Below are 21,338 nucleotides of genomic sequence, written 5' to 3' on the forward strand. Positions count from 1 at the left end.
TGAACCGCTTCGCTTTCGACGACCTCGGCCATGGCCGAGGTCGTTTTGCGAGTGCGCCCTGACCTGATATCTGTTTCTGAGGATCGAGCATGCCCGTTTCGTCTCGCTGGCTGTGGATCACTGCCGTGCTGGTGCTGGGCGGCCTGCTGTACCTGTTGCATCCGATCCTGTCACCGTTTCTGGTCGGTATTCTGATCGCCTACCTGGGTGATCCGCTGGTCGACCGCCTGGAGCGCCTGAAGCTGTCGCGCACCTGGGGCGTGATCGTGGTATTCGGCCTGTTCACCTTGCTGATGGCGCTGGCCTTGCTGGTGCTGATCCCGATGTTGGGCAAGCAGCTGGCGCGTCTTTACGAACTGCTGCCGCAGATGCTCGACTGGGCGCAGAACCAGGCGCTGCCCTGGATCCAGATCAAGCTCGGGTTGAACGAGGGCTTCTGGCGGTTCGACCAACTGAAGCAAGCTTTCTCCGAGCATCTGGGCCAGACCACCGGCATTGCCGGACTGGTACTCTCCCAGGTCACGGCCTCGAGCCTGGCCCTGGTGGCCTGGGTGGCCAATCTGCTGCTGATCCCGGTGGTCAGCTTCTACCTGATGCGCGACTGGGATCTGCTGGTCGCCAGGCTGCGCAGCCTGGTACCGCGCGACAACGAAGGCGTGGTGGTAAAGCTGTGCGGCGAATGCCACGAGGTGCTGGGCGCCTTCCTGCGTGGGCAATTGCTGGTGATGCTGGCGCTGGGCGCGATGTACGCGGTCGGTCTGATGGCCATCGGCCTGGAGCTGGGGCTGTTGATCGGTGTGTTGGCGGGGCTGGCGAGCATCGTGCCGTATCTGGGCGTGGTGGTGGGCATCGGCAGTGCGCTGCTGGCCGGCCTGTTCCAGTTCGGTGGCGACCCTTACCCATTGCTGGCGATTGCCGGGGTGTTCGTGGTCGGGCAGTTGCTCGAAGGCATGCTGCTGACGCCGCTGCTGGTCGGTGATCGCATCGGCTTGCACCCGGTGGCGGTGATCTTCGCGATAATGGCCGGCGGTCAGTTGTTCGGCTTCACTGGCATCCTCCTGGCGCTGCCGGTCGCGGCGGTGATCATGGTGCTGTTGCGTCACGTCCATGCGCTGTACACGCATTCGGGCACCTACGCCGGGCACGGCCCGGTCGCGCAGCGGGAAGGGCGCAACAGGCGTTGATCACGATTCGCCCTTCCAGCGCAGCTAAGCCCTTGTATTGCCTTGTAAAGTGCGGCAATGACAGGAGCCTGCCAAGGGTATAAACTGCGCAACCTTCTATCCAGAGCGTCAATCGGGGCCGACGAGCCCTCTCTCCAGCATGAAGCCGATTCAATTGCCCCTGGGTGTGCGTCTGCGTGATGATGCCACCTTCGCCAACTACTACCCGGGCGCCAACGCCGCTGCCCTTGGGTATGTGGAGCGTCTGTGCGAAGCCGAGGCAGGCTGGACGGAGAGCCTGATCTACCTGTGGGGTGGCGAAGGCGTCGGGCGTAGCCACCTGCTGCAGGCCGCCTGCCTGCGTTTCGAACAGCTCGGCGAGCGCGCCGTCTACCTGCCACTCGCCGAGGTGGTGCAATACGGCCCGGCGATTCTCGACAACCTGGAGCAGTTCGAGCTGGTATGCCTGGATGATCTGGAAGCCGCCGCCGGCCAGCGAGCCTGGGAAGAGGCGCTGTTCCACCTGTTCAATCGCCTGCGTGACAGCGGTCGGCGGTTGTTACTGGCTGCCAATGCATCGCCTCGCGAGCTGTCGATCAAGCTTCCAGACCTCAAGTCTCGCCTGACCCTGGCCCTGGTGTTCCAGCTGCAGTCGCTCTCCGACGAAGACAAGCTGCGCGCCCTGCAGCTGCGTGCTTCGCGCCGCGGCCTGCACATGAGCGATGAAGTAGGGCGCTTCATCCTCACCCGCGGCGAGCGCAGCATGAACGCGCTGTTCGAGCTGCTCGAGCGTCTCGATCAGGCCTCGCTGCAGGAAAAGCGCAAGCTGACCATTCCGTTTCTGAAAGAAACCCTGGACTGGTAGTCGGCGCTTCGGCGCAGCCCCTCTCAGCCTTCGCTATTCTCGTCAACGCGGCCGATGCGCTGGTACTGCGCGCACCAGCGTGTATAGAGCAGCGCGCTGGTGAACAGCGTGAGGCTCAGTAAGATCTCCAGCCAGCCGAATACCCGCTTGGAAGGGTCGAACGCGGCCAGCACGCCCTGGATGAAATACAGGTTGACCACGAAGCAGGCCCACGAGTGGGTGCGCGGGTGGCCGCCGATGATGCCGGGCGCGAGCAGCAGCAAGGGCAGCAGTTGAAAGGCCAGCACCGCCCACAGCAGCGATCGGGGTACGGCCGCATAACCCAGGTTCCAGACCAGCAGCAGTAACGCCAGGGCGAAAAAGCTGGCTAGGCTCAGGTAGCGACAGATGCGCAGGCGCGGCAGCAGCCAGTCCACGCTGGGCAACGCTCTGGCTGCCCTAGTCACGGGTGTCGCCCAGCTTGAGGGCGATGCTCGCCAGGCGCTGGCCCAGGGCGCGGCACAAGGCCACCTCGTGCTCATCCAGGGCGCGCTTGCCATCGGCTCCTGCGTGATGGCTGGCCCCATAGGGCGTGCCGCCACCGCGGGTTTCGACCAGCGCAGATTCGCTGTAGGGCAGCCCGGCGATCAGCATGCCATGGTGCAGCAATGGCAGCAGCATCGACAGCAGGGTGCTTTCCTGGCCGCCATGCAGGCTGGCCGTGGAGGTGAATACGCCAGCGGGTTTGCCGACCAGGCTGCCGGTCAGCCACAGGTTGCTGGTGCCGTCGAGGAAATACTTCATGGGCGCGGCCATGTTGCCAAAGCGGGTCGGGCTGCCCAGCGCCAGGCCGGCGCAGTTCTTCAGGTCGTCGAGGCTGGCGTAGGGCGCGCCCTCTGCCGGAACACTGGCACTGACCGCTTCGCATTCGGTGGAAACCGCCGGTACGGTACGCAGGCGCGCCTCCAGCCCTTGGAGCTCGATACCACGGGCGATATGGCGGGCCATCTCGGCGGTGGCGCCGTTGCGGCTGTAGTACAGCACCAGGATGTAGGGTGGGGTCATGGCAGCAGCTCCAGGATGTTTTCCGGCGGACGACCAATCACCGCACGGTCCGCGGTTATCAGGATCGGGCGCTCGATCAGGCGCGGGTGGCTGATCATGGCATTGATCAATTCGGCGTCGCCAAGGTTTTCGTCGGCGAGGTTCAGCTCCCGGTACTCGTCTTCGCCCTGACGCAACAACTGGCGTGGCGACAGACCAAGCTTGTCCAGCAGCTCGCGCAATTGCGTCGCGCTGGGCGGGTTGTCGAGGTAGTGCACCACGGTCGGCTGTAGGCCGCGCGCTTCCAGCAACTGCAGGGCGGCGCGGGATTTGGAGCAGCGCGGGTTGTGATAGAGAATCAGATCGGTCATGGCGGGCATCGCTTCTGGCAGCAGATGGCGGCTATTCTAACCGCGTCAGCGGCCCTCGCTGAACGGGGTGCGGCAATCGAGGCGAACCTAAGTGCCACCCCAGCGTCTGTAATGCGTCGGTCACCATGGCTTGTGGCCAGCTTTTCCTGCTCGTCTGCATTGCTGGTGCCGCCGATGGTACCGGCCTGAGAATGACAGGCACGTTTCCGACTGCCCTTGTGAGGTGGGTATGCAGCAACGTCTGCACGATTGGTTCGAGTTCTGGCGATTCCTCTGGCAGCGCTTTCTTGACAATCGTGGTGCCGATAACGCGGCGGCACTGACCTACACCACATTGTTCGCCGTGGTGCCGATGATGACCGTCACCTTCGCGGTGCTCTCTGCCGTGCCGGCATTCCAGGGCACCGGGGAGCAGATCCAGGCGTTCATCTTCCACAACTTCGTGCCGTCTGCGGGCGAGGCGCTGCAGGAGTATCTGCGCAATTTCACCACCCAGGCGCGGCAACTGACCTGGATCGGCGTGGCGGTGCTGGCGATCACCGCGTTCTGGATGCTGGTGACCATCGAGCGCACCTTCAACACCATCTGGCGGGTGCGCCAGCCGCGCCGCGGTATCGCCACCTTCCTGTTGTACTGGGCGATTCTCAGCCTTGGTCCGATGCTGCTGGGCGCCGGCTTCGCGATCAGCACCTACGTTGCCTCGTTGTCCCTGCTCAGCGGCCCGGATGCGGTGGTCGGCGCCCAGACCCTGCTGCGCTTCACGCCACTGCTGTTCAGCGTGGCGGCTTTCACGCTGCTGTATGCGGCCGTGCCCAATGCCCGGGTACCGTTGCGCCATGCTCTATGGGGCGGGCTGTTCACGGCGGTACTGCTGGAACTGGCCAAGGCGATATTCGGCATGTACGTGCGCGTCTTTCCTGGCTATCAACTGATTTACGGCGCCTTTGCCACAGTGCCGCTGTTTTTGCTGTGGGTGTTCCTGTCCTGGCTGATCGTGCTGCTGGGCGCCGAGCTGGTGTGCAACCTGGGGGTTTCCCATCAGTGGCGCAGGCGCGCGATGCCCAGGGCACTGGTACTGCTGGGTATCCTGCGGCTGTTCCACTCGCGTCAGCGTTCAGGGCTCAAGGTGCGCCATCGCGATATTCAGCGCCAGGGCTGGCTGCTGCCCGAGCACGAGTGGGCGGAGGTACTGAGTTTTCTGGAAAGCCAGCGCCTGGTGGCCAGCACCGGCGGCGATAGCTGGATGCTCAGCCGCGACCTGTCCCATTATTCGTTGCAGCAGCTGTTCGAGCGCAGCCCTTGGCCGCTGCCCCATCTGAGCCAGCTGCCTGAAGAGCTGGACGAGCCCTGGTACCCGGCGCTGCGCACGGCGCTGCAGCGGCTGCACGACGAACAGACGCTGCTGTTCGGTGACAGCCTGGCGCATTGGCTTGAGGGGCAGGGCAGCGACACAAAGTGACGGTTTTCAGCACATCAGGTTGCTGCATCCCAGCATGCAAGTACCTGAGTTTCCGCCGATTGCTTGGCGTCAGTAAGCTGGCATGTTTCTGGCTAAGGGAGTTGCATCAATCGCGCGCCAGCAAGAGAGCTTTCCATGACACGCCTACCTGCCAAGGTTGTGATGCTTCACGCGCCGGATAGCGACCGCGCGCTGGAGAACCTCAACCGCATCACCGGCCTGCGGTTCAGTCGCTGGCCCGAATCGCTGGCGCTCGCAGAAGATGACTCGTCTCGGCCCGCTGCCGATCGCTTGCATGGCGAAGGCGCGACACCGGCTGCGCTCAGTCAGGCATTGGCCTGAGCTGTCAGCGCGGGAGCAACCGTGGGTTCTACGGCCTGCACGAAGAGTTCCTCGACCTTCACCTCGAGGCGCGGCAGCGCCGAACGCAGGCGGATCTGCATCTCCTCGATCCGCTGGGCGACCGGCAGGCGCGCGACGCCTGAGAGCAGGATCTTGTCCTGGGCGCCGACCTTGGCGTGATCCAGATTGACCGAGCGCAGTTGGTCGCCATCGCGGTAGCGAACCTGAAGGGACACCAGGCTGTTGGCCTGGCCCGGCAAGTGCAGCCAGGCGGCGACGTTGAATTCCGCCACCCGACCTTCATAGTCGGTCAGCTGCAGGTGCGCGCTCTGCACTAGGTGCGCGGGGACTTGGCCGATCAGCGTTTCATGGGCGTTAGGCATGCGAATTCCCTGGCTGGCGAAAGACGTCAGCGGGCAAGTATAAGGAGCACGCCTACCCGCAAACTGTGCGCCAGGCCGCCATTGCACGTGATCTGCTTCTCATTCAGGGCAATTCCAGCGGATGGCGGCTCACCGTTGCGCTGGCCAGGTTGCTGGGCGCGAGTTGCAGGGAATTCTGGCTGACTGCGTTGGGTAACTGCAGCCAGAGGTTTTCGCCGTCGGTGAATTGCTTGTGCGCGACCCAGAGACCATGGTGCCAACCCTGCCGTGGCTTGGGGGTGCTTTGCAGGATGCCCAGGTGCGGCTGGCTGCTGGGTGTACGCCTGAGCCAGGTGGGTTGCGCCAGCCCCTTGAGATAGCGCAAGCCCAGGTGCAGCCCCTCGCTGTTGAGGTGGCGCCAGCAGACCAGCGCCAGCACATCGCTGTCGGCAATCAGCAGTACCAGTTGACCGATCGGTAAGTCCTGGGCGGCGTGTGCCGGGCAGATCAGCCGTGCGCCGCCCGGGCCGATATCCAGAACCTGCGCCGGCGTGCAGGGCGGGCGCTGTTGCAGCAGTTGGGCATGAATGGCGGCGATGCCGATGGCCAGCCGGCAGTCGCTTTGCTGCGGGGTGCGCGGATGGCGGCGCTGGTCGTTACCCAGCCAGTGATGATGTACCCGTTCGAGCAGGTCGCTTTCTGCGCGGCTGCGCAAAGGCGCGGGCTCGCCGAGCGCTACCAGCAGTGCACCCAGTTCCAGGCGGCGCAGGGTGTCGTGGCCCTCCTGGGGGCGCTGCTGATGGGGCAGGCAGGGTTGCGCGCACTGCAGGTCGATCAGCGGGCCGTCGGATTTGTCCTCGGCGTCCCAGGGCAGCAGGCGGGCGAGGGCGGCAAGGGGCGCCAGGGCCGAAAAAAGTTGCTGGCTTTCATGGGGGTGCAGATGGGGCGGGTTGCTCAGTGCCAGCAGCAGCGTCTGCTGGTAAAGGCCGCGCAGGGTATCTGCAGGCGTCGGCGAAAAGGCCGCTGCCACCGGTTCGTCGAGGCAGTGGTGCTGCTCGCCGAGCCAGTAGAGCAGGTGGCTGTCGCGCCACAGTGCGGCCTCCGGCTCGCGATACTGCTGGTAGTGGCGCAGCAGGGTCTGGGCAACGAAGTGCTGGGCCATGTACAGGCACCATGCCAGATGCGGTTGCGACGGTTTATGGCCCTGGAGTATCTGCAGCAGCAAGCGCTTGTAGCCGATCGCCAGTTCAGCGCACAGCCGTAGGGCTGGCTCCACTGCTACGCTGGCGCACGCCACGGTGGCGTAGTAGCGGTATTGATCGCTGAAGTTTTGCAGCGCCCGTTGTCTTTCGAGTAAGGTCATCGCGCTGCGGTTAAGCTGTACGAGTAACCCGAGGACCGCTTCCAGCCCGGCTTCGGCCGGCAGCTGGCGAGCCGCGCTCAGGCTTTCGCCTAGCGCTGTCTGGTTGACCGAATCGGTCTGCAGCGCGTCAGGTATGTCGAGCTGCGAGGCATCCAGCGTCATAGCAACCTTATCAATATGAGGACCGTTTCCATGGTAAAGCGACTCCAGTCAGCCAGGCGGCTCGTGATGGTGCTTGTCACTGCTGCGCTATTGGCAGGTTGCGGGGATGATGTGGGTGTCGACCAGCATGGACAGAAGGTAGCGGTTGAGCGTCTTGAAGGCCAGTGGCTGGTTATCAATTATTGGGCCGAGTGGTGCGGCCCCTGTCGTTCCGAAATCCCCGAGCTGAACGCGCTGGCGCCAGAACTGGCGAAGCAGTCGGTGGGGGTATTCGGGGTGAATTTCGACGGCCTGCAGGGTGAGGAACTCAACAAGGCGGCCACGGCGCTGGGCATCGAATTCACCGTGCTGGCGAAGGATCCGGCCGAACGCTACGGGCTGCCGCCCAGCGACGCGTTGCCGGTGACCTATATCGTCGATGACCAGGGCCAGGTGCGTGAGCGCCTGCTCGGTGAGCAGAACGCCGAGGGGCTCAAGGCGCGCCTGGCGGCGCTGCGTCAGGACAGCTGAGCAATGGCTGCCATCTGTCGGCACGCGTATGTCGCGGGGCGTGTGCAAGGTGTCGGCTTTCGCCAGAGCACGATGTTGCAGGCCAGGCGTCTGCAGTTGGCTGGCTGGGTGCGCAACCTGCCAGATGGCCGGGTGGAAGTGTTGTTCGAGGGCGAGGAGGGTGCCGTGGGTTTGCTGGCGCAATGGCTGGGGCAGGGGCCGGAGGGTGCTCTTGTATCGTCCGTGACGCTGCAAGAGCAGCCTGTGCAAGGCGTGCGAGGCTTCGAGGTGCTGCGCTAGCTGCTCAGTCCTCGCCCGGGTCGGCGGCAAGACGGCCGGCGTTCTGGGTTAGTGAACGCAAGAACTCCGCTTGCAGTTCCGGATCGTTGCGGGTCAGTTCGATCAGGCTCTGTTCCAGTTCGCTGGCCTCTTCTTCGAGCCCCAGGTCAGACAGGCGCTTGACGCGATGCACCCACTGCTCGACATCGGCGCCCTCGAGGTCATCGTAGATCAGGTCATGGGCCTCACGCAGCTTGCCGCGCAGTGTGCGGCTGACCAGCAGGGTGGCTTCGGCGCTGGTGGTGTCCTGCTCGTCGGTGACGGTCAGCAGCAGGGTGCCGACGCGGGCGATGTCCTGGTCGGCGAAGGGGCTGTCGAGCAGGTTGAGGCGCAGCACACCATTGCGGTCGGTGAGCAGCTCGTGGGTGTGCTCACCGGCCTTGATCATCACCGGTCGCTCGGCCCAGGGCAGGCTGGAGTAGTCGGTGCGGGTGTCCTGGCGTTTTTCGTCGATAGCCGCCAGGTTCTGCTGCGAGCGGCCATTGGACTCAACGTTCATGAACGGATTGATCCCGGCCACGCCGTAACTGATCCAGTCCTTGGTGGCGGTATCGGGAATGCGACCCAGTGCCACCACGTTGAGCACGTTGGCGCCAATGCCGCCGACGATGGCCACCGCTCCCAGCGGCACCTCGTACAGCTCGCGCCATGGCTGGTAGGGCGTGTAGCGGTCGTAATGACGGGTGACTTCGAATGGCGTTACCTCGAAAACCTTCTGCTCATGCACCCGCACCCGCCGTTGCGGCAGTTCCAGCACCTCGGGTTGCCCCACGTCGATCTGTAGGCTGTGACTCAGCAGTTTGCGTTCGACGCGCTCCTCATGCTCGCTGCGCTGCGGCAAGTGATTGGCGCAGCCAGCGAGAAATAGGGCGCCACAGGTAGTGGCGCCAAGAAGGCGTAAGGTGCTTCGCTTGAACATGACGGCTCTTCGGCGGGTCAGCGGCGGATACGGTTCTGGATGAACGGCAGGATCTCGTTGACGGCAACTGGCTGAGCCTCGGTGTCCAGGCGGCTCTTGTACTCCAGGTTGCCCTCAGCCAGGCCGCGGTCGCTGACCACGATGCGATGCGGAATGCCGATCAATTCCATGTCTGCGAATTTGATGCCCGGACTGGTCTTTTTGTCACGGTCGTCGAGCAAGACTTCGAAACCGGCTGCGGTAAGTTCGGCATACAGCTTGTCGGTCGCTTCGCGTACCGCATCGGTTTCATAGCGCAGCGGCACCAGGGCGATCTGGAAGGGCGCCAGGGCATCGTTCCAGATGATGCCGCGCTCGTCGCTGTTCTGCTCGATGGCGGCAGCCACCACGCGGGACACGCCAATGCCGTAGCAGCCCATGCTCAACACCACCGGCTTACCGTTCTCGCCCAGCACCTGGCAGTTCAGCGCCTCGCTGTACTTGGTACCGAGCTGGAAGATGTGCCCGACTTCGATGCCGCGCTTGATCTCCAGGGTGCCTTTGCCGTCCGGGCTCGGGTCGCCTGCCACCACGTTGCGCAGGTCGGCGACGGTCGGTACCGGCAGGTCGCGCTCCCAGTTGACGCCGAAGTAGTGCTTGTCGTCGATGTTGGCACCAATGGCGAAATCGCTCATCAGCTCGACCGAGCGGTCGATGATAATCGGCAGCGGCAGGTTCAACGGGCCCAGGGAGCCCGCACCGGCGCCGATGGCGTCGCGCAGCTCGGCATCCGAGGCCATCACCAGCGGGCTGGCGACGCCGGGCTGGTTGGCTGCCTTGATCTCGTTCAGTTCGTGGTCGCCGCGAACGATCAGGGCGATCAGTTTGCCCTCTTCTTCGGCATGCACGATCAGCGTCTTGATGGTGCGCTCGATAGGCAGGTCGTAACCCTCGACCAGTTGCTGAATGGTCTTGGCGTTCGGGGTGTCGACCAGGCGCAGCGCTTCGCTCGGCGCAGGGCGCGCGGACTCGCGAGGAATGGCCTCGGCCTTCTCGATATTGGCGGCGTAATCGGAGGCGTTGCTGAACACGATATCGTCTTCGCCCGACTCGGCCAGTACGTGGAATTCGTGGGAGCCGGCGCCACCGATCGAGCCGTTGTCCGCAACCACTGGGCGGAAGTTCAGGCCCAGGCGGGTGAAGATATTGCAGTAGGCCTGGTGCATGCGGTCGTAGGTCTGCTGCAGGGAAGCCTGGTCAGCATGGAAGGAGTAGGCGTCCTTCATGATGAATTCGCGGCCGCGCATCAGGCCGAAGCGCGGGCGGATCTCGTCGCGGAACTTGGTCTGAATCTGATAGAGGTTCAGCGGCAGCTGCTTGTAGCTGTTCAGCTCGTTGCGGGCCAGGTCGGTGATCACTTCCTCGTGGGTCGGGCCCACGCAGAATTCACGGTCGTGGCGATCCTTGACGCGCAGCAGCTCAGGCCCGTACTGCTCCCAGCGACCAGACTCCTGCCACAGCTCTGCAGGCTGGATGGCGGGCATCAACACTTCCAGAGCGCCGGCAGCATCCATCTCTTCGCGTACGATTCTCTCCACCTTGCGCAGGGTGCGCAGGCCCATCGGCAGCCAGGTGTACAGGCCGGATGCCAGCTTGCGGATCATGCCGGCGCGCAGCAGCAGCTGATGGCTGATCACGACAGCATCGGAGGGCGTTTCTTTGAGGGTCGAAAGCAGGAACTGACTGGTGCGCATGATGGGCCGTTCTGTCGATTGCAAAGGGAATTTTATGGCTCGGCATTGTACGGCGCGCGGCTGGTGGCGTACAGGATGCGAAGTGCTGAGGGGGATTACGATGGTAGGTTAGGGAGCAGGTGTGCGGTCGATTGCTCGGTGAGACCGCGGACAAGCAGGCTTGTCGTGGGCTCGGTGCATTTACGGGCTGAGTGCATGACGGGCAATAAAAACCCGGCCGAAGCCGGGTTTTCTGGACTGCTATCAGGCTTTTGCGAGATTACAGAACGCTGAGCGGGTAGTTCACGTAGAAACGAACTTCGTTGGTGTCTTGAACGTTTTGGGAGCTGACGTCCGAGTTGGCGCGCAGAACCGAGCTACGCAGGCGGAAGGACAGATCCTTGGCCGGGCCGTTTTGAACGGTGTATTTAACTTGGTTGAAGAACTCGTGTTCTTTACCGTTGTTGCTCTCGGCGGTTTGGATGTTATCAGCCCAGATGTATGCGGTCTTGAAGCTGAGGCCTGGCACGCCATAAGTGGCGAAGTCCAACTCGTAGCTGGCTTGCCAGCTGCGCTCGTCTTCCTGGTTGAAGTCGGAGAGGAAGCTGTTGGCTACGAAAATCGCGCCACCACCGTCACCTACGCCGTAATCGAAACCACGGTCACCGGTGTTGCGCTGGTGAGCCAGGATGAAGGCGTGCGCGCCAACGCTGTACTTGGCTGCCAGGCTCCAGATGGTGTTGTCACCGCCGCCGAACTGACGGTCGTAGTCGCTCTTGTAGATGTTGAAGTCGAAGCCCAGGGCTTGCTCTTCGGTGAGCGGCAGGTTGTAGTTCAGATTGGCGTACTTACGCTTGTAGCGATCTTCCAGATCGCTGTAGTAGAGCGCAGCGCTGAAATCCTTGGTAAAGGCGTAAGAACCACCTGCCACGTTGATGGACTTCAAGCCGGCGCTGTCGCGGCCGGATTGACGCATTTCGTTTTGTGCGGTGAAGCGACCGGCGTTCAGCTCGAGACCTTCGATCTCCTTGCTGGTGACCATGGTGCCTTCGAAGGTTTCCGGCAGCAGGCGGCCGTCATCGTAGGCCAGAACCGGCAGGGCAGGCATTTGCGAGCCGTAGGTCAGCGTGGTGCTGGAGATGCGTGCCTTGACTGCAGCATTGGCGATGCTCAGATCCTTGCCTTCGTTCTCCGGGAACATGTTGACGCCACGGCGGCCGCCGCCAGTGTCCAGCTGCCAGAGGGCGCCGGCATAAGCGTTGACGCCGAAGCCTACAGTGCCTTGGGTAAAACCGGACTCGAACAGGGCACGGGCGCTGGCGCCCCACTCTTCAGAGTAGCCATTACGGCGGTTGGTATCGCTTGGACGAGCCGAACCATTACGGGCATCACGGTTGTAGTACATGCTGCGCGCCAGGAGCGACAGGGTGCTGTCTTCAACGAAACCCTTCGATTCGGACTGCTCCGAAGCCACTGCCATCTGAGAGGTACCCGCGGCCACAGCCAGGGCGATTACGCTCCACTTCATCACTCGCATCGTGATTTGCTCCTTTGGTTTAGAAGAGTACTACCACTGCTCAATAAGGTTGTTATGGCGAGCAGCTCTATTTCTTTTTGTGTCGGATGGAACTTATAGCACGGCACTTTGTATTGGCGATAGTTTCGATCTATCCATTTCGTCGCCATCCCCGCACTTGTCGTTGCGCGCGAAAGGTGCGTCGCAACCAGACAAGCCCGTACCGGCTGAGTACCATCCAACGATTTACAGCTCAATTACAGGGCTTTGAAGCGTTACCGCCAAGCCCCATTCGGGAGCATTGCAGGCTTCAAAGCAAAAGCCGTGCTCAAAATTACCTGGGGTGCTGAATTACTGGGGTTCATGCACTTCCTTTTGCGAGAAAGTACAGATTATCGACCTTAATATCCGTTTTTCCCCTCTCTTGTTAGTGTGCTTTTTAGTAGCTGGCTATCTATGTAGCTAAGTTATTGATAATGAGTTTTAGTTGACGTTCGAATGTGCGGGTCAATGTTTACTTTGGGAAACAATATGGTGCGTCTGAAAAGTCGAATTTGCAGATTGTGCACGCTTTTGGTGCGCTTGGTTTGGGGTTAATTTTCAACACTTTGCCGAGTATGCTGCGCCCTTTATCGGGCTACCCGCTCCGCTAGGGGCTCATTGAGATGAGGTGAGCACATGTTCGTAATGGATTCGCGCCTGCAGCAAGACACCTTCGTGCTGGGGGATCTGCCGCTGAGTCGCGTACTGCTCAGTAACGATGCCCGTTATCCGTGGTTCATTCTGGTGCCGCGGCGTGAGGATGTCAGTGAGGTCTTCCAGCTGAGCCGCGAGGATCAGCAGGCGCTATGGGCGGAAACGGCCTTGCTGGGCGAGGTACTCAAGGATGCGTTCAAGGCCGACAAGATCAATATCGCCACCCTGGGTAACGTGGTCAGCCAGTTGCATATGCATGTGATCGTGCGTTATCGAGGTGACGATGCCTGGCCCGCGCCGGTGTGGGGGCGCCATCCGGCCAAGCCTTACGAGCAGGCGCAGGTGGTTGCGCTGCGTGACAAGCTGCGCTCGGTGATGCCGGGGCAGTATCGGCCTGGAGATGTTTGAATGAACCCGCTCGAAGAACGTATCGTCGAGCTGGAGAGCCGCCAGGCTTTCCAGGATGACACCATCCAGGCACTCAATGATGCCCTGGTGGAGCAGCAGAAGCTGATCGAGCGCCTGCAGATTCAGATGCAGGCACTTGCCAAGCGTCAGGAGGAAGTCAGCCCGTTCAGTGGTACGCAGGATGAAGCGCCGCCGCCCCATTACTGATGGCAGTGCCAATATGAAAAAGCCCAGCAGATGCGGGGCTTTTTGTTGCTTGGTGGATCAGCGTCGAGTGGGCAGGGCAGCGATCACGTCTTCAGCTTGCAGGCCCTTGTCGCGCTGCATCACGGAAAACTCCACGCGCTGGCCTTCGACCAGTACGCGGTGGCCTTCGCCGCGGATCGCACGAAAGTGCACAAAGATATCCTCGCCTGCATCGCGGGAAATAAAGCCGAACCCCTTCGAGGTGTTGAACCACTTTACTGTACCGGTTTCGCGATCCCCCAGGTCTTGCGCAGGCGCCGCCTTCTTTCTATCGAAGCGCAGGTTGGTGGCAAGGTGCAGCGCAACGGCGAGGGCGATGATCAGCAGGCTGAACAGCAGGGCGGGCTGTTCGGCGATAAACGGCAGCGGAGCGATCAGGATCAGCGCCTGCAGCAGGGTGCCAAGGATCAGCAGGGCGCACGCCAGGTTCTGCAGATGTTGGCGGGCATTGCTGTGCCACAGTGGAAACTGCGTAGCCAGCAGTAGGTTGAGAAAGCCGAAGAGCGCCAGGCACAGAGCGTCGGGGTGTTGCAGGAACGGCTGAATGCCGTCGTTCAGGCCAGGGGCGATGGATAACAGCAGGGCAGACAGCCCTACCAGCAGGTGGACGATTTTCAACATGTTCAACGCACTCACTAGATAAAGGATCACCAGGAAGAGCTGGCTCCACGCGATTTGCCGTGAGGTAAGGGCGATGAAGGTTCGGGAGGGCCAGCCTATGCGCCGGCCCAGGAAGTTGGGATGGCGGCACGGGGCGTATTTAACAGCAAAGAGAAGGGCTACTCAAATTGATCACAGCTGCGCTGTGGTGTGGCGGCAAGAAACGAAACAGGGCTGCCGTAGCAGCCCTGTTGGTGGACTCAGGCAGCCAGCAGGCTGCGCAGCATCCATGCGGTTTTTTCGTGAACCTGCATACGTTGGGTCAGCAGGTCAGCGGTCGGTTCGTCGCTGACCTTGTCGAGCAGCGGGAAAATGCCGCGAGCGGTGCGCACCACGGCTTCCTGGCCCTGCACCAGCAGCTTGATCATCTCGTCGGCGCTTGGCACCCCTTCTTCTTCCTTGATCGAAGACAGGCGAGCGTAGGCCGCATAGGTGCCCGGAGCAGGGAAGCCCAAGGCGCGAATGCGCTCGGCAATGGCGTCAACAGCCAGGGCCAGCTCGGTATACTGACCTTCGAACATCAGGTGCAGCGTATTGAACATCGGCCCGGTAACGTTCCAGTGGAAGTTATGGGTTTTCAGGTACAGGGTGTAGGTGTCCGCGAGCAGGCGCGACAGGCCTTCGGCGATGGCTTCGCGGTCTTGTTCGGCGATGCCGATGTTGATTTCCATGGTTGCTCTCCTAAGTAAGCAATGGGTAAGAGTCGATGGCAAAAAGCCTATCATGACCGTTCGTCACATGCTCCGGGTTCGTCTCAATAGCGGCCATGCTTTGAATCAATCGTAGCGCGGCAGGTTCACCTCTTTTACCAGAGCGATGGCGCATATCACGTGCTGCGCCATGCCGATAAAGGCTATATAATTCCGCCCTTTTCACGCGTGCGGCTCAGGCGCTCTGCCCAAATGGCAGGCGATGTCGACGAAATCAGAACCGATCAGAGAAGCGAACCCGATCATGATGCGCAGCCACTATTGCGGCCAGTTGAACGAAAGCCTGGACGGCCAGGAAATCACCCTCTGCGGATGGGTTCACCGTCGTCGTGACCACGGTGGCGTGATCTTCCTCGACATCCGTGACCGTGAAGGCCTGGCCCAGGTGGTGTTCGACCCGGATCGCGCCGAGACCTTCGCCAAGGCTGATCGCGTGCGCAGTGAATACGTGGTCAAGATCACTGGCAAGGTGCGCATGCGCCCGGAGGGTGCACGCAACGCCAACATGGCGTCTGGCGCCATCGAAGTGCTCGGCTACGAGCTGGAAGTATTGAACGAGGCGGAAACCCCGCCGTTCCCGCTCAACGAATACACCGATGTGGGTGAAGAAACCCGCCTGCGCTATCGCTTCATTGACCTGCGTCGCCCGGAAATGGCCGAGAAGCTCAAGCTGCGCTCGCGCATCACCTCGAGCATCCGTCGCTACCTGGACGAGAACGGCTTCCTCGACGTGGAAACGCCGATCCTCACCCGTGCCACGCCGGAGGGCGCCCGCGACTACCTGGTGCCGAGCCGTACCCACGCCGGCAGCTTCTTCGCCCTGCCGCAGTCGCCACAGCTGTTCAAACAGTTGCTGATGGTCGCCGGCTTCGACCGCTATTACCAGATTGCCAAGTGCTTCCGCGATGAAGACCTGCGTGCCGACCGCCAGCCGGAATTCACCCAGATCGACATCGAGACCAGCTTCCTCGATGAAGCCGAGATCATGCATCTCACCGAAACCATGATCCGCAACCTTTTCAAGGAAGTGCTGGGCGTGGAATTCGGCGAACTGCCGCACATGACCCTGGCCGAGGCCATGCGTCGTTTCGGCTCCGACAAGCCGGATCTGCGTATTCCGATGGAGCTGGTCGATGTCGCCGACCAGCTCAAGGATGTCGACTTCAAGGTCTTCTCCGGCCCGGCCAACGACCCGAAAGGCCGCGTAGCCGCGCTGCGCGTTCCGGGCGGGGCGAGCATGCCGCGCAAGCAGATCGATGACTACACCAAGTTCGTCGGCAACTACGGCGCCAAAGGCCTGGCCTATATCAAGGTCAACGAGCGCGCCAAGGGTATCGAGGGTCTGCAGTCGCCGATCGTGAAGAACATCGCCGAGCCGAACCTCAACACCATCCTTGACCGCGTTGGTGCCGTTGACGGTGACATCGTGTTCTTCGGCGCCGACCGCGCCAAGGTGGTTAACGATGCCCTAGGCGCGCTGCGCATCAAGCTCGGTCATGACCTCAACCTGCTGACCGCCGAGTGGGCGCCGCTGTGGGTCGTCGACTTCCCGATGTTCGAAGAGAACGACGACGGCAGCCTGACCGCCATGCACCACCCGTTCACCTCGCCGAAATGCACGCCGGCGGAGCTGGAAGCCAACCCGGCCGCTGCGCTGTCGCGCGCCTACGACCTGGTGCTCAACGGCACCGAGCTCGGTGGTGGTTCGATCCGTATCCATGACAAGGCCATGCAGCAGACCGTGTTCCGTGTGCTGGGCATCAGTGAAGACGAGCAGCAGGAGAAGTTCGGCTTCCTGCTCGACGCGCTCAAGTACGGTGCGCCGCCCCACGGTGGCCTGGCCTTCGGCCTCGACCGCCTGGTGATGCTGATGACCGGCGCTTCGTCGATCCGCGAAGTGATCGCCTTCCCGAAAACCCAGAGCGCAGCCTGCGTCATGACCCAGGCGCCTGGTGTGGTGGACGGCAAATCGCTGCGCGAGTTGCACATCCGCCTGCGCGAGCAACCCAAGGCCGAATAAGCCGACACAAGAAGCCTGGTTATCCAGGCTTCTTCGTTATTGAGCGTGAGTTTTCAACTTCTGCAATCACTGTAATGATGATGGAGTGAGTTATGGCTGGTCATTCCAAATGGGCCAACATCAAGCATCGCAAGGGACGCCAGGACGCCAAGCGCGGCAAGATCTTCACCAAGCTGATTCGCGAGCTGACCGTCGCCGCCAAGCACGGCGGCCCGATCCCGGCGGATAACCCGCGCTTGCGCCTGGCGGTCGACAAGGCGCTGACCAACAACATGTCGCGTGACGTGATCGACCGCGCCATCGCCCGCGGGGCTGGTAACAACGAAGCCGATAACGTCGTCGAGTTCAGCTACGAAGGCTACGCGCCGAGCGGCGTGGCGATCATCGTCGAAGTGATGACCGACAACCGCAACCGCACCGCCGCCGAAGTGCGTCACGCGTTCACCAAGTGCGGTGGCAACCTCGGTACCGATGGTTCGGTCGCCTATATGTTCGAGCGCAAGGGGCAGATCAGCTTTGCCTCCGTTGACGAAGATGCGCTGATGGAAGCAGCCCTGGAGGCGGGCGCTGATGACGTGGAGATGGGCGAGGAGGGCGATGCCCTGGTGTCGACCAGCTTCACCGAATTCCATGCCGTCAACGAAGCCCTGGCCGCTGCCGGATACAAGGCCGAGGAAGCGGAAATCGCCATGATCCCCTCGATCAGCGCGCCGATCAGCGATCTGGAAACCGCGCAGAAGGTCTTCAAGTTGATCGACATGCTTGAAGACCTGGATGACGTGCAGAACGTCTATCACAACGCCGAGGTCTCGGACGAGATCATGGAGCAGCTGGGCTGATCCATCGCTCTATACAGGCCGGAAGTTTGCCGTCGTGCGCTTCCGGCTTTTTTATGGGCGCCGTTCCGGCGGTCGTTGCACAACGCCTGGGCGAATCCTTTGGGTGACGGCTAGCGCTCGGCGCCCCTATACTCGCGCCTGGATAAATAGACAGTGTGGCGACCTAAGCCACTGGTGGATTAAAGGCATGACGCTGATTCTGGGAATCGACCCCGGCTCCCGCATTACCGGCTACGGTGTAATACGCGATACCGGGCGCGCCTGCGAGTACGTGGCCTCCGGCTGTATCCGCACTGGCGCCGGGCCGTTACCCGAGCGGCTGCAGATCGTGTTTCGCGGCGTCAGCGAGGTGATCCGCACCTTCGGCCCGGTGACCATGGGCATCGAGCAAGTGTTCATGGCGCGCAACGCAGATTCCGCCCTCAAGCTCGGTCAGGCGCGTGGCGCCGCCATCGTCGCGGCGGTCGAGGCTGGCCTGGAGGTCAGCGAGTACACTGCCACCCAGGTCAAGCAGGCGGTGGTGGGTACTGGCGGGGCCGACAAGGAGCAGGTACAGATGATGGTCATGCACCTGCTCAAGCTGGTGCAGAAACCGCAGATCGATGCCTCGGATGCGCTGGGCATCGCCTTGTGCCACGCGCATCATCGGCAGAGTCTTATTCCCCATGGGCTGGCGGGCGCCAAACGGCGCGGTGGCCGGCTTCGCTTGTAAGCCCTGTTCGCCGTTGCGCAGCTCGTTGAGCGTTCTCGCCGGCAAGGCTGCAAGCAGATTTGAATTTTCTACACGAGGAATGCGCCGGTGATCGGACGTCTACGCGGCACCCTGGCGGAAAAACAGCCGCCCCATTTGATTCTGGATGTGAATGGTCTGGGCTATGAACTGGAAGTCCCCATGACCACGTTGTACCGTTTGCCTCCGGTAGGTGAGCCACTGACGCTGCACACCCATTTGGTGGTACGCGAGGATGCTCACCTGTTGTATGGCTTCTTCGAGAAGCGCGAGCGTGAGCTGTTTCGCGAACTGATCCGCCTCAATGGCGTGGGCCCCAAGTTGGCCCTGGCGCTGATGTCCGGGTTGGAGATCGATGAGCTGGTACGCTGCGTGCAGGCCCAGGACACGGCTGCGCTGGTGAAGATCCCCGGCGTCGGCAAGAAAACCGCCGAGCGGTTGCTGGTCGAGCTCAAGGATCGCTTCAAGGCCTGGGAAGCGGTACCCGGCATGGCCCCGCTCGTGGTTGAACCTCGTGCCGGGGGCGCAGTCTCAAGCGCGGAGAATGATGCGGTAAGTGCGCTTATTTCCCTGGGCTACAAGCCACAAGAAGCCAGTCGCGCCGTTTCGGCAGTCAAAGAAGATGGATTGAGTAGTGAAGACATGATCCGCCGCGCGCTGAAAGGAATGCTGTAGATGCTCGAAGCCGACAGGTTGGTGACGGCTGGTGGCCGCGACCGCGAAGAGCAGGTCGACCGTGCCATTCGTCCGTTGAAGCTGGCCGAGTACATCGGGCAGCCGGTGGTGCGCGAGCAAATGGAGCTATTCATTCAGGCAGCGCGCGGACGCAAGGAGTCCCTGGATCACACCCTGATCTTCGGCCCGCCAGGGCTGGGCAAAACCACCCTGGCCAATATCATTGCCCAGGAGATGAACGTTTCCATCAAGAGCACCTCGGGCCCGGTGCTTGAAAGACCGGGCGACCTGGCGGCGCTGCTGACCAATCTCGAGCCGGGCGATGTGTTGTTTATCGACGAGATCCACCGTCTTTCACCCATCGTGGAAGAGGTGCTGTATCCGGCAATGGAGGATTTCCAGCTCGATATCATGATTGGCGAAGGCCCCGCAGCGCGCTCGATCAAGCTGGATCTGCCGCCGTTCACCCTGGTCGGCGCCACCACTCGGGCCGGCATGCTGACCAATCCACTGCGTGACCGCTTCGGTATCGTCCAGCGCCTGGAGTTCTACAACACCGAGGATCTGGCCACCATCGTCAGCCGTGCCGCTGGCATCCTCGGTCTACCCATCGAAGCGCGCGGCGCCGTGGAGATCGCCCGTCGTGCCCGCGGCACGCCGCGCATCGCCAACCGCCTGTTGCGCAGGGTGCGTGATTTCGCCGAAGTGCGCGGTCAGGGTGCGATCACCCAGCAGGTCGCCGACCTGGCGCTGAACCTGCTGGATGTCGACGAGCGCGGCTTCGATCATCAGGATCGGCGTCTGCTGCTGACCATGATCGAGAAGTTCGACGGCGGCCCGGTGGGCGTCGACAGCCTGGCCGCGGCGATCAGCGAGGAGCGCCACACCATCGAGGACGTGCTCGAGCCGTACCTGATCCAGCAGGGCTACATCATGCGCACGCCGAGGGGGCGTGTGGTCACCCGGCACGCTTATCTACACTTCGGTCTCAATGCCCCGAAACGCATGGATGAGCGGCCGACGCTCGATCTGTTCGACGAGGGAGAGGCGCCATGAAAAAAATACTTGCGCGGCCAATTGGCAAGACACGGGGCTGGCACTAGAGTATGCGCGCGCAAGATGCCGGTCAGCCGTTCGCTCATCGTTGTCGGGTCTATTACGAGGATACCGATGCGGGCGGAGTCGTCTATTACGTCAACTATCTCAAATTCATGGAGCGTGCCCGTACCGAGCGATTGCGCGAGCTGGGGTTTTCCCAGTCGACGCTGGCCGGGGAGGGGCTGCTGTTCGTGGTGCATTCCAGCGAGGCGCGCTATCACGCGCCGGCGCGGCTCGACGACGAACTGATGGTCAGTGCCGAAGTGAGCGAGTTGAACCGTGCCAGCCTGCGCTTCAGGCAACAGGTAAGGCGGGTTGCGGATAATGCGCTGCTCTGTGAGGGGCAGTTTCTGGTGGCCTGTGTGCGCGCCGATACTTTCAAACCCCGGGCCATGCCCTCGTCTCTGCGAATCGCGTTCGCCGAGCAGGGCGGCGGTGCCGGTACATCTACTGCAGGAGAGTAAGCGTGGAAGCCAACGCAAATGCCGTTGACCACATGTCGATGTGGAGTCTGATCAGCAACGCCAGCCTGGTGGTGCAGTTGGTGATGCTCACCCTGGTGGCCGCGTCGGTCATGTCGTGGGTGATGATTTTCCAGCGCAGCAATTTCCTGCGCTCGGCCAAGCGAGCGCTCGACAGCTTCGAAGAGCGTTTCTGGTCTGGTATCGACCTGTCCAAGCTGTATCGTCAGGCTGGCAGCAACCCGGATCCGGATTCCGGCCTGGAGCAGATCTTTCGCGCCGGCTTCAAGGAGTTTTCCCGCCTGCGCCAGCAGCCGGGCATGGACCCTGACGCGGTGATGGATGGTGTGGCCCGTGCCATGCGGGTGGCCATTTCCCGTGAGGAAGAGAAGCTCGAGCAGAGCCTGCCGTTCCTGGCCACCGTCGGCTCCACCAGTCCCTATATCGGCCTGTTCGGCACCGTGTGGGGGATCATGAATTCCTTCCGCGGCCTCGCGCAGGTACAGCAGGCGACTCTGGCCACCGTCGCTCCCGGTATCGCCGAGGCGCTGATCGCCACGGCTATCGGCCTGTTCGCGGCGATCCCGGCGGTTATCGCCTACAACCGTTTCTCCGCGCGTGGCGAAATGCTGATCTCGCGTTACTACACCTTCGCCGACGAATTCCAGGCGATCCTGCACCGCAAAGTACACAGCAGCGAAGAATAAGCT

The 21,338-nt window shown here is 62.1% G+C and carries 25 protein-coding genes; 15 read left to right on the top strand and 10 right to left on the bottom strand.

Features of this window, described 5'->3' with window-relative positions; genetic code table 11:
* The first annotated feature begins 89 nt into the window (after positions 1-89).
* A complete protein-coding gene (locus tag BM154_RS11180) occupies positions 90-1,184 on the top strand; it encodes an AI-2E family transporter (protein ID WP_074883344.1) in 1,095 nt (364 codons plus the stop codon).
* A 139-nt stretch (positions 1,185-1,323) separates the two neighbouring features.
* A complete protein-coding gene (hda, locus tag BM154_RS11185) occupies positions 1,324-2,028 on the top strand; it encodes a DnaA regulatory inactivator Hda (protein WP_074883347.1) in 705 nt (234 codons plus the stop codon).
* A 23-nt stretch (positions 2,029-2,051) separates the two neighbouring features.
* On the opposite strand, the gene BM154_RS11190 is transcribed toward hda, so the two are convergent.
* From BM154_RS11190 to arsC, 3 genes are read right to left on the bottom strand one after another with little or no spacing between them, the layout of a single operon-like run.
* Positions 2,052-2,474 carry a DUF2069 domain-containing protein gene (locus tag BM154_RS11190; protein ID WP_074883350.1) on the bottom strand — a complete coding sequence of 141 codons (423 nt, stop codon included), beginning with the start codon at positions 2,472-2,474 and terminating at the stop codon, positions 2,052-2,054.
* The gene (gene wrbA, locus BM154_RS11195) at positions 2,467-3,072 is read right to left on the bottom strand and encodes an NAD(P)H:quinone oxidoreductase (RefSeq protein ID WP_074883355.1); all 606 of its coding nucleotides are present in this window, start codon (positions 3,070-3,072) and stop codon (positions 2,467-2,469) included. The genes BM154_RS11190 and wrbA overlap by 8 nt, the downstream gene beginning before the upstream one ends.
* Entirely contained in the window at positions 3,069-3,422 is a 354-nt protein-coding gene (arsC, locus tag BM154_RS11200; RefSeq protein WP_074883357.1) for an arsenate reductase (glutaredoxin), read from the bottom strand. The genes wrbA and arsC overlap by 4 nt, the downstream gene beginning before the upstream one ends.
* Before the next feature lie 229 nt (positions 3,423-3,651).
* On the opposite strand from arsC, the gene BM154_RS11205 reads away from it, so the two are divergent.
* Both BM154_RS11205 and BM154_RS11210 read left to right on the top strand, forming a co-directional pair.
* Positions 3,652-4,881, top strand: coding sequence for a YihY family inner membrane protein (locus tag BM154_RS11205; protein WP_074883360.1), 1,230 nt, complete (start codon positions 3,652-3,654; stop codon positions 4,879-4,881).
* A 135-nt stretch (positions 4,882-5,016) separates the two neighbouring features.
* Entirely contained in the window at positions 5,017-5,223 is a 207-nt protein-coding gene (locus BM154_RS11210) for a hypothetical protein (RefSeq protein WP_074883362.1), read from the top strand.
* Here the strand turns inward: BM154_RS11210 and BM154_RS11215 are convergent.
* Together BM154_RS11215 and BM154_RS11220 are read right to left on the bottom strand one after the other, a co-directional pair.
* On the bottom strand, positions 5,208-5,606 hold the full coding sequence (locus BM154_RS11215) for a hypothetical protein (protein WP_074883365.1): 399 nt from the start codon (positions 5,604-5,606) through the stop codon (positions 5,208-5,210). The genes BM154_RS11210 and BM154_RS11215 overlap by 16 nt on opposite strands.
* Positions 5,607-5,709: 103 nt before the next feature.
* A complete protein-coding gene (locus tag BM154_RS11220) occupies positions 5,710-7,110 on the bottom strand; it encodes a PilZ domain-containing protein (RefSeq protein ID WP_074883368.1) in 1,401 nt (466 codons plus the stop codon).
* Positions 7,111-7,140: 30 nt separating this feature from the next.
* Between BM154_RS11220 and BM154_RS11225 the strand changes: the two genes are divergently transcribed.
* Together BM154_RS11225 and BM154_RS11230 are read left to right on the top strand one after the other, a co-directional pair.
* Entirely contained in the window at positions 7,141-7,620 is a 480-nt protein-coding gene (locus tag BM154_RS11225) for a TlpA disulfide reductase family protein (protein WP_074883371.1), read from the top strand.
* Between the two features lie 3 nt (positions 7,621-7,623).
* Positions 7,624-7,899, top strand: coding sequence for an acylphosphatase (locus BM154_RS11230; protein WP_074883374.1), 276 nt, complete (start codon positions 7,624-7,626; stop codon positions 7,897-7,899).
* Between the two features lie 4 nt (positions 7,900-7,903).
* Here the strand turns inward: BM154_RS11230 and BM154_RS11235 are convergent, their stop codons facing one another.
* The 3 genes from BM154_RS11235 to BM154_RS11245 all read right to left on the bottom strand — a co-directional run bounded on the left by BM154_RS11235 (position 7,904) and on the right by BM154_RS11245 (position 12,106).
* On the bottom strand, positions 7,904-8,857 hold the full coding sequence (locus BM154_RS11235; protein WP_074883377.1) for a hypothetical protein: 954 nt from the start codon (positions 8,855-8,857) through the stop codon (positions 7,904-7,906).
* A gap of 17 nt (positions 8,858-8,874) precedes the next feature.
* Positions 8,875-10,590, bottom strand: coding sequence for a proline--tRNA ligase (locus tag BM154_RS11240; RefSeq protein ID WP_074883380.1), 1,716 nt, complete (start codon positions 10,588-10,590; stop codon positions 8,875-8,877).
* Between the two features lie 259 nt (positions 10,591-10,849).
* Complete coding sequence (locus tag BM154_RS11245) at positions 10,850-12,106, bottom strand: OprD family porin (RefSeq protein WP_074883383.1); 1,257 nt, start codon at positions 12,104-12,106, stop codon at positions 10,850-10,852.
* Positions 12,107-12,763: 657 nt separating this feature from the next.
* On the opposite strand from BM154_RS11245, the gene BM154_RS11250 reads away from it, so the two are divergent.
* Together BM154_RS11250 and BM154_RS11255 are read left to right on the top strand one after the other, a co-directional pair.
* Positions 12,764-13,189, top strand: coding sequence for an HIT family protein (locus tag BM154_RS11250; RefSeq protein WP_074883386.1), 426 nt, complete (start codon positions 12,764-12,766; stop codon positions 13,187-13,189).
* Positions 13,190-13,396: a SlyX family protein gene (locus tag BM154_RS11255; RefSeq protein WP_074883389.1), complete on the top strand. Its 207-nt coding sequence runs from the start codon at positions 13,190-13,192 to the stop codon at positions 13,394-13,396. It begins immediately after the preceding gene.
* A 57-nt stretch (positions 13,397-13,453) separates the two neighbouring features.
* Here BM154_RS11255 and BM154_RS24655 read toward each other — a convergent pair whose 3' ends face one another.
* Both BM154_RS24655 and BM154_RS11265 read right to left on the bottom strand, forming a co-directional pair.
* The gene (locus BM154_RS24655) at positions 13,454-14,056 is read right to left on the bottom strand and encodes a cold-shock protein (RefSeq protein WP_074883392.1); all 603 of its coding nucleotides are present in this window, start codon (positions 14,054-14,056) and stop codon (positions 13,454-13,456) included.
* 239 nt (positions 14,057-14,295) lie between these two features.
* The gene (locus tag BM154_RS11265) at positions 14,296-14,766 is read right to left on the bottom strand and encodes a Dps family protein (protein WP_070885442.1); all 471 of its coding nucleotides are present in this window, start codon (positions 14,764-14,766) and stop codon (positions 14,296-14,298) included.
* A gap of 283 nt (positions 14,767-15,049) precedes the next feature.
* On the opposite strand from BM154_RS11265, the gene aspS reads away from it, so the two are divergent.
* The 7 genes from aspS (at position 15,050) to tolQ (ending at position 21,335) form a co-directional block, all read left to right on the top strand.
* Positions 15,050-16,825 carry an aspartate--tRNA ligase gene (aspS, locus tag BM154_RS11270; protein ID WP_074883395.1) on the top strand — a complete coding sequence of 592 codons (1,776 nt, stop codon included), beginning with the start codon at positions 15,050-15,052 and terminating at the stop codon, positions 16,823-16,825.
* 92 nt (positions 16,826-16,917) lie between these two features.
* Positions 16,918-17,664, top strand: coding sequence for a YebC/PmpR family DNA-binding transcriptional regulator (locus BM154_RS11275; RefSeq protein WP_074883399.1), 747 nt, complete (start codon positions 16,918-16,920; stop codon positions 17,662-17,664).
* A 187-nt stretch (positions 17,665-17,851) separates the two neighbouring features.
* Positions 17,852-18,376, top strand: a complete 525-nt coding sequence (gene ruvC / locus BM154_RS11280) for a crossover junction endodeoxyribonuclease RuvC (protein ID WP_074883402.1) — start codon at positions 17,852-17,854, stop codon at positions 18,374-18,376.
* 87 nt (positions 18,377-18,463) lie between these two features.
* Positions 18,464-19,069 carry a Holliday junction branch migration protein RuvA gene (gene ruvA, locus BM154_RS11285; RefSeq protein WP_013790635.1) on the top strand — a complete coding sequence of 202 codons (606 nt, stop codon included), beginning with the start codon at positions 18,464-18,466 and terminating at the stop codon, positions 19,067-19,069.
* A complete protein-coding gene (gene ruvB / locus BM154_RS11290; protein ID WP_074883405.1) occupies positions 19,070-20,125 on the top strand; it encodes a Holliday junction branch migration DNA helicase RuvB in 1,056 nt (351 codons plus the stop codon).
* A 50-nt stretch (positions 20,126-20,175) separates the two neighbouring features.
* The gene (gene ybgC, locus BM154_RS11295) at positions 20,176-20,631 is read left to right on the top strand and encodes a tol-pal system-associated acyl-CoA thioesterase (protein WP_074883408.1); all 456 of its coding nucleotides are present in this window, start codon (positions 20,176-20,178) and stop codon (positions 20,629-20,631) included.
* 32 nt (positions 20,632-20,663) lie between these two features.
* The gene (tolQ, locus tag BM154_RS11300) at positions 20,664-21,335 is read left to right on the top strand and encodes a protein TolQ (RefSeq protein ID WP_074885293.1); all 672 of its coding nucleotides are present in this window, start codon (positions 20,664-20,666) and stop codon (positions 21,333-21,335) included.
* Positions 21,336-21,338 lie beyond the last annotated feature (3 nt).

This window comes from Phytopseudomonas argentinensis, assembly GCF_900113905.1.
GTDB classification, from domain to species: Bacteria; Pseudomonadota; Gammaproteobacteria; order Pseudomonadales; family Pseudomonadaceae; genus Aquipseudomonas; species Aquipseudomonas argentinensis.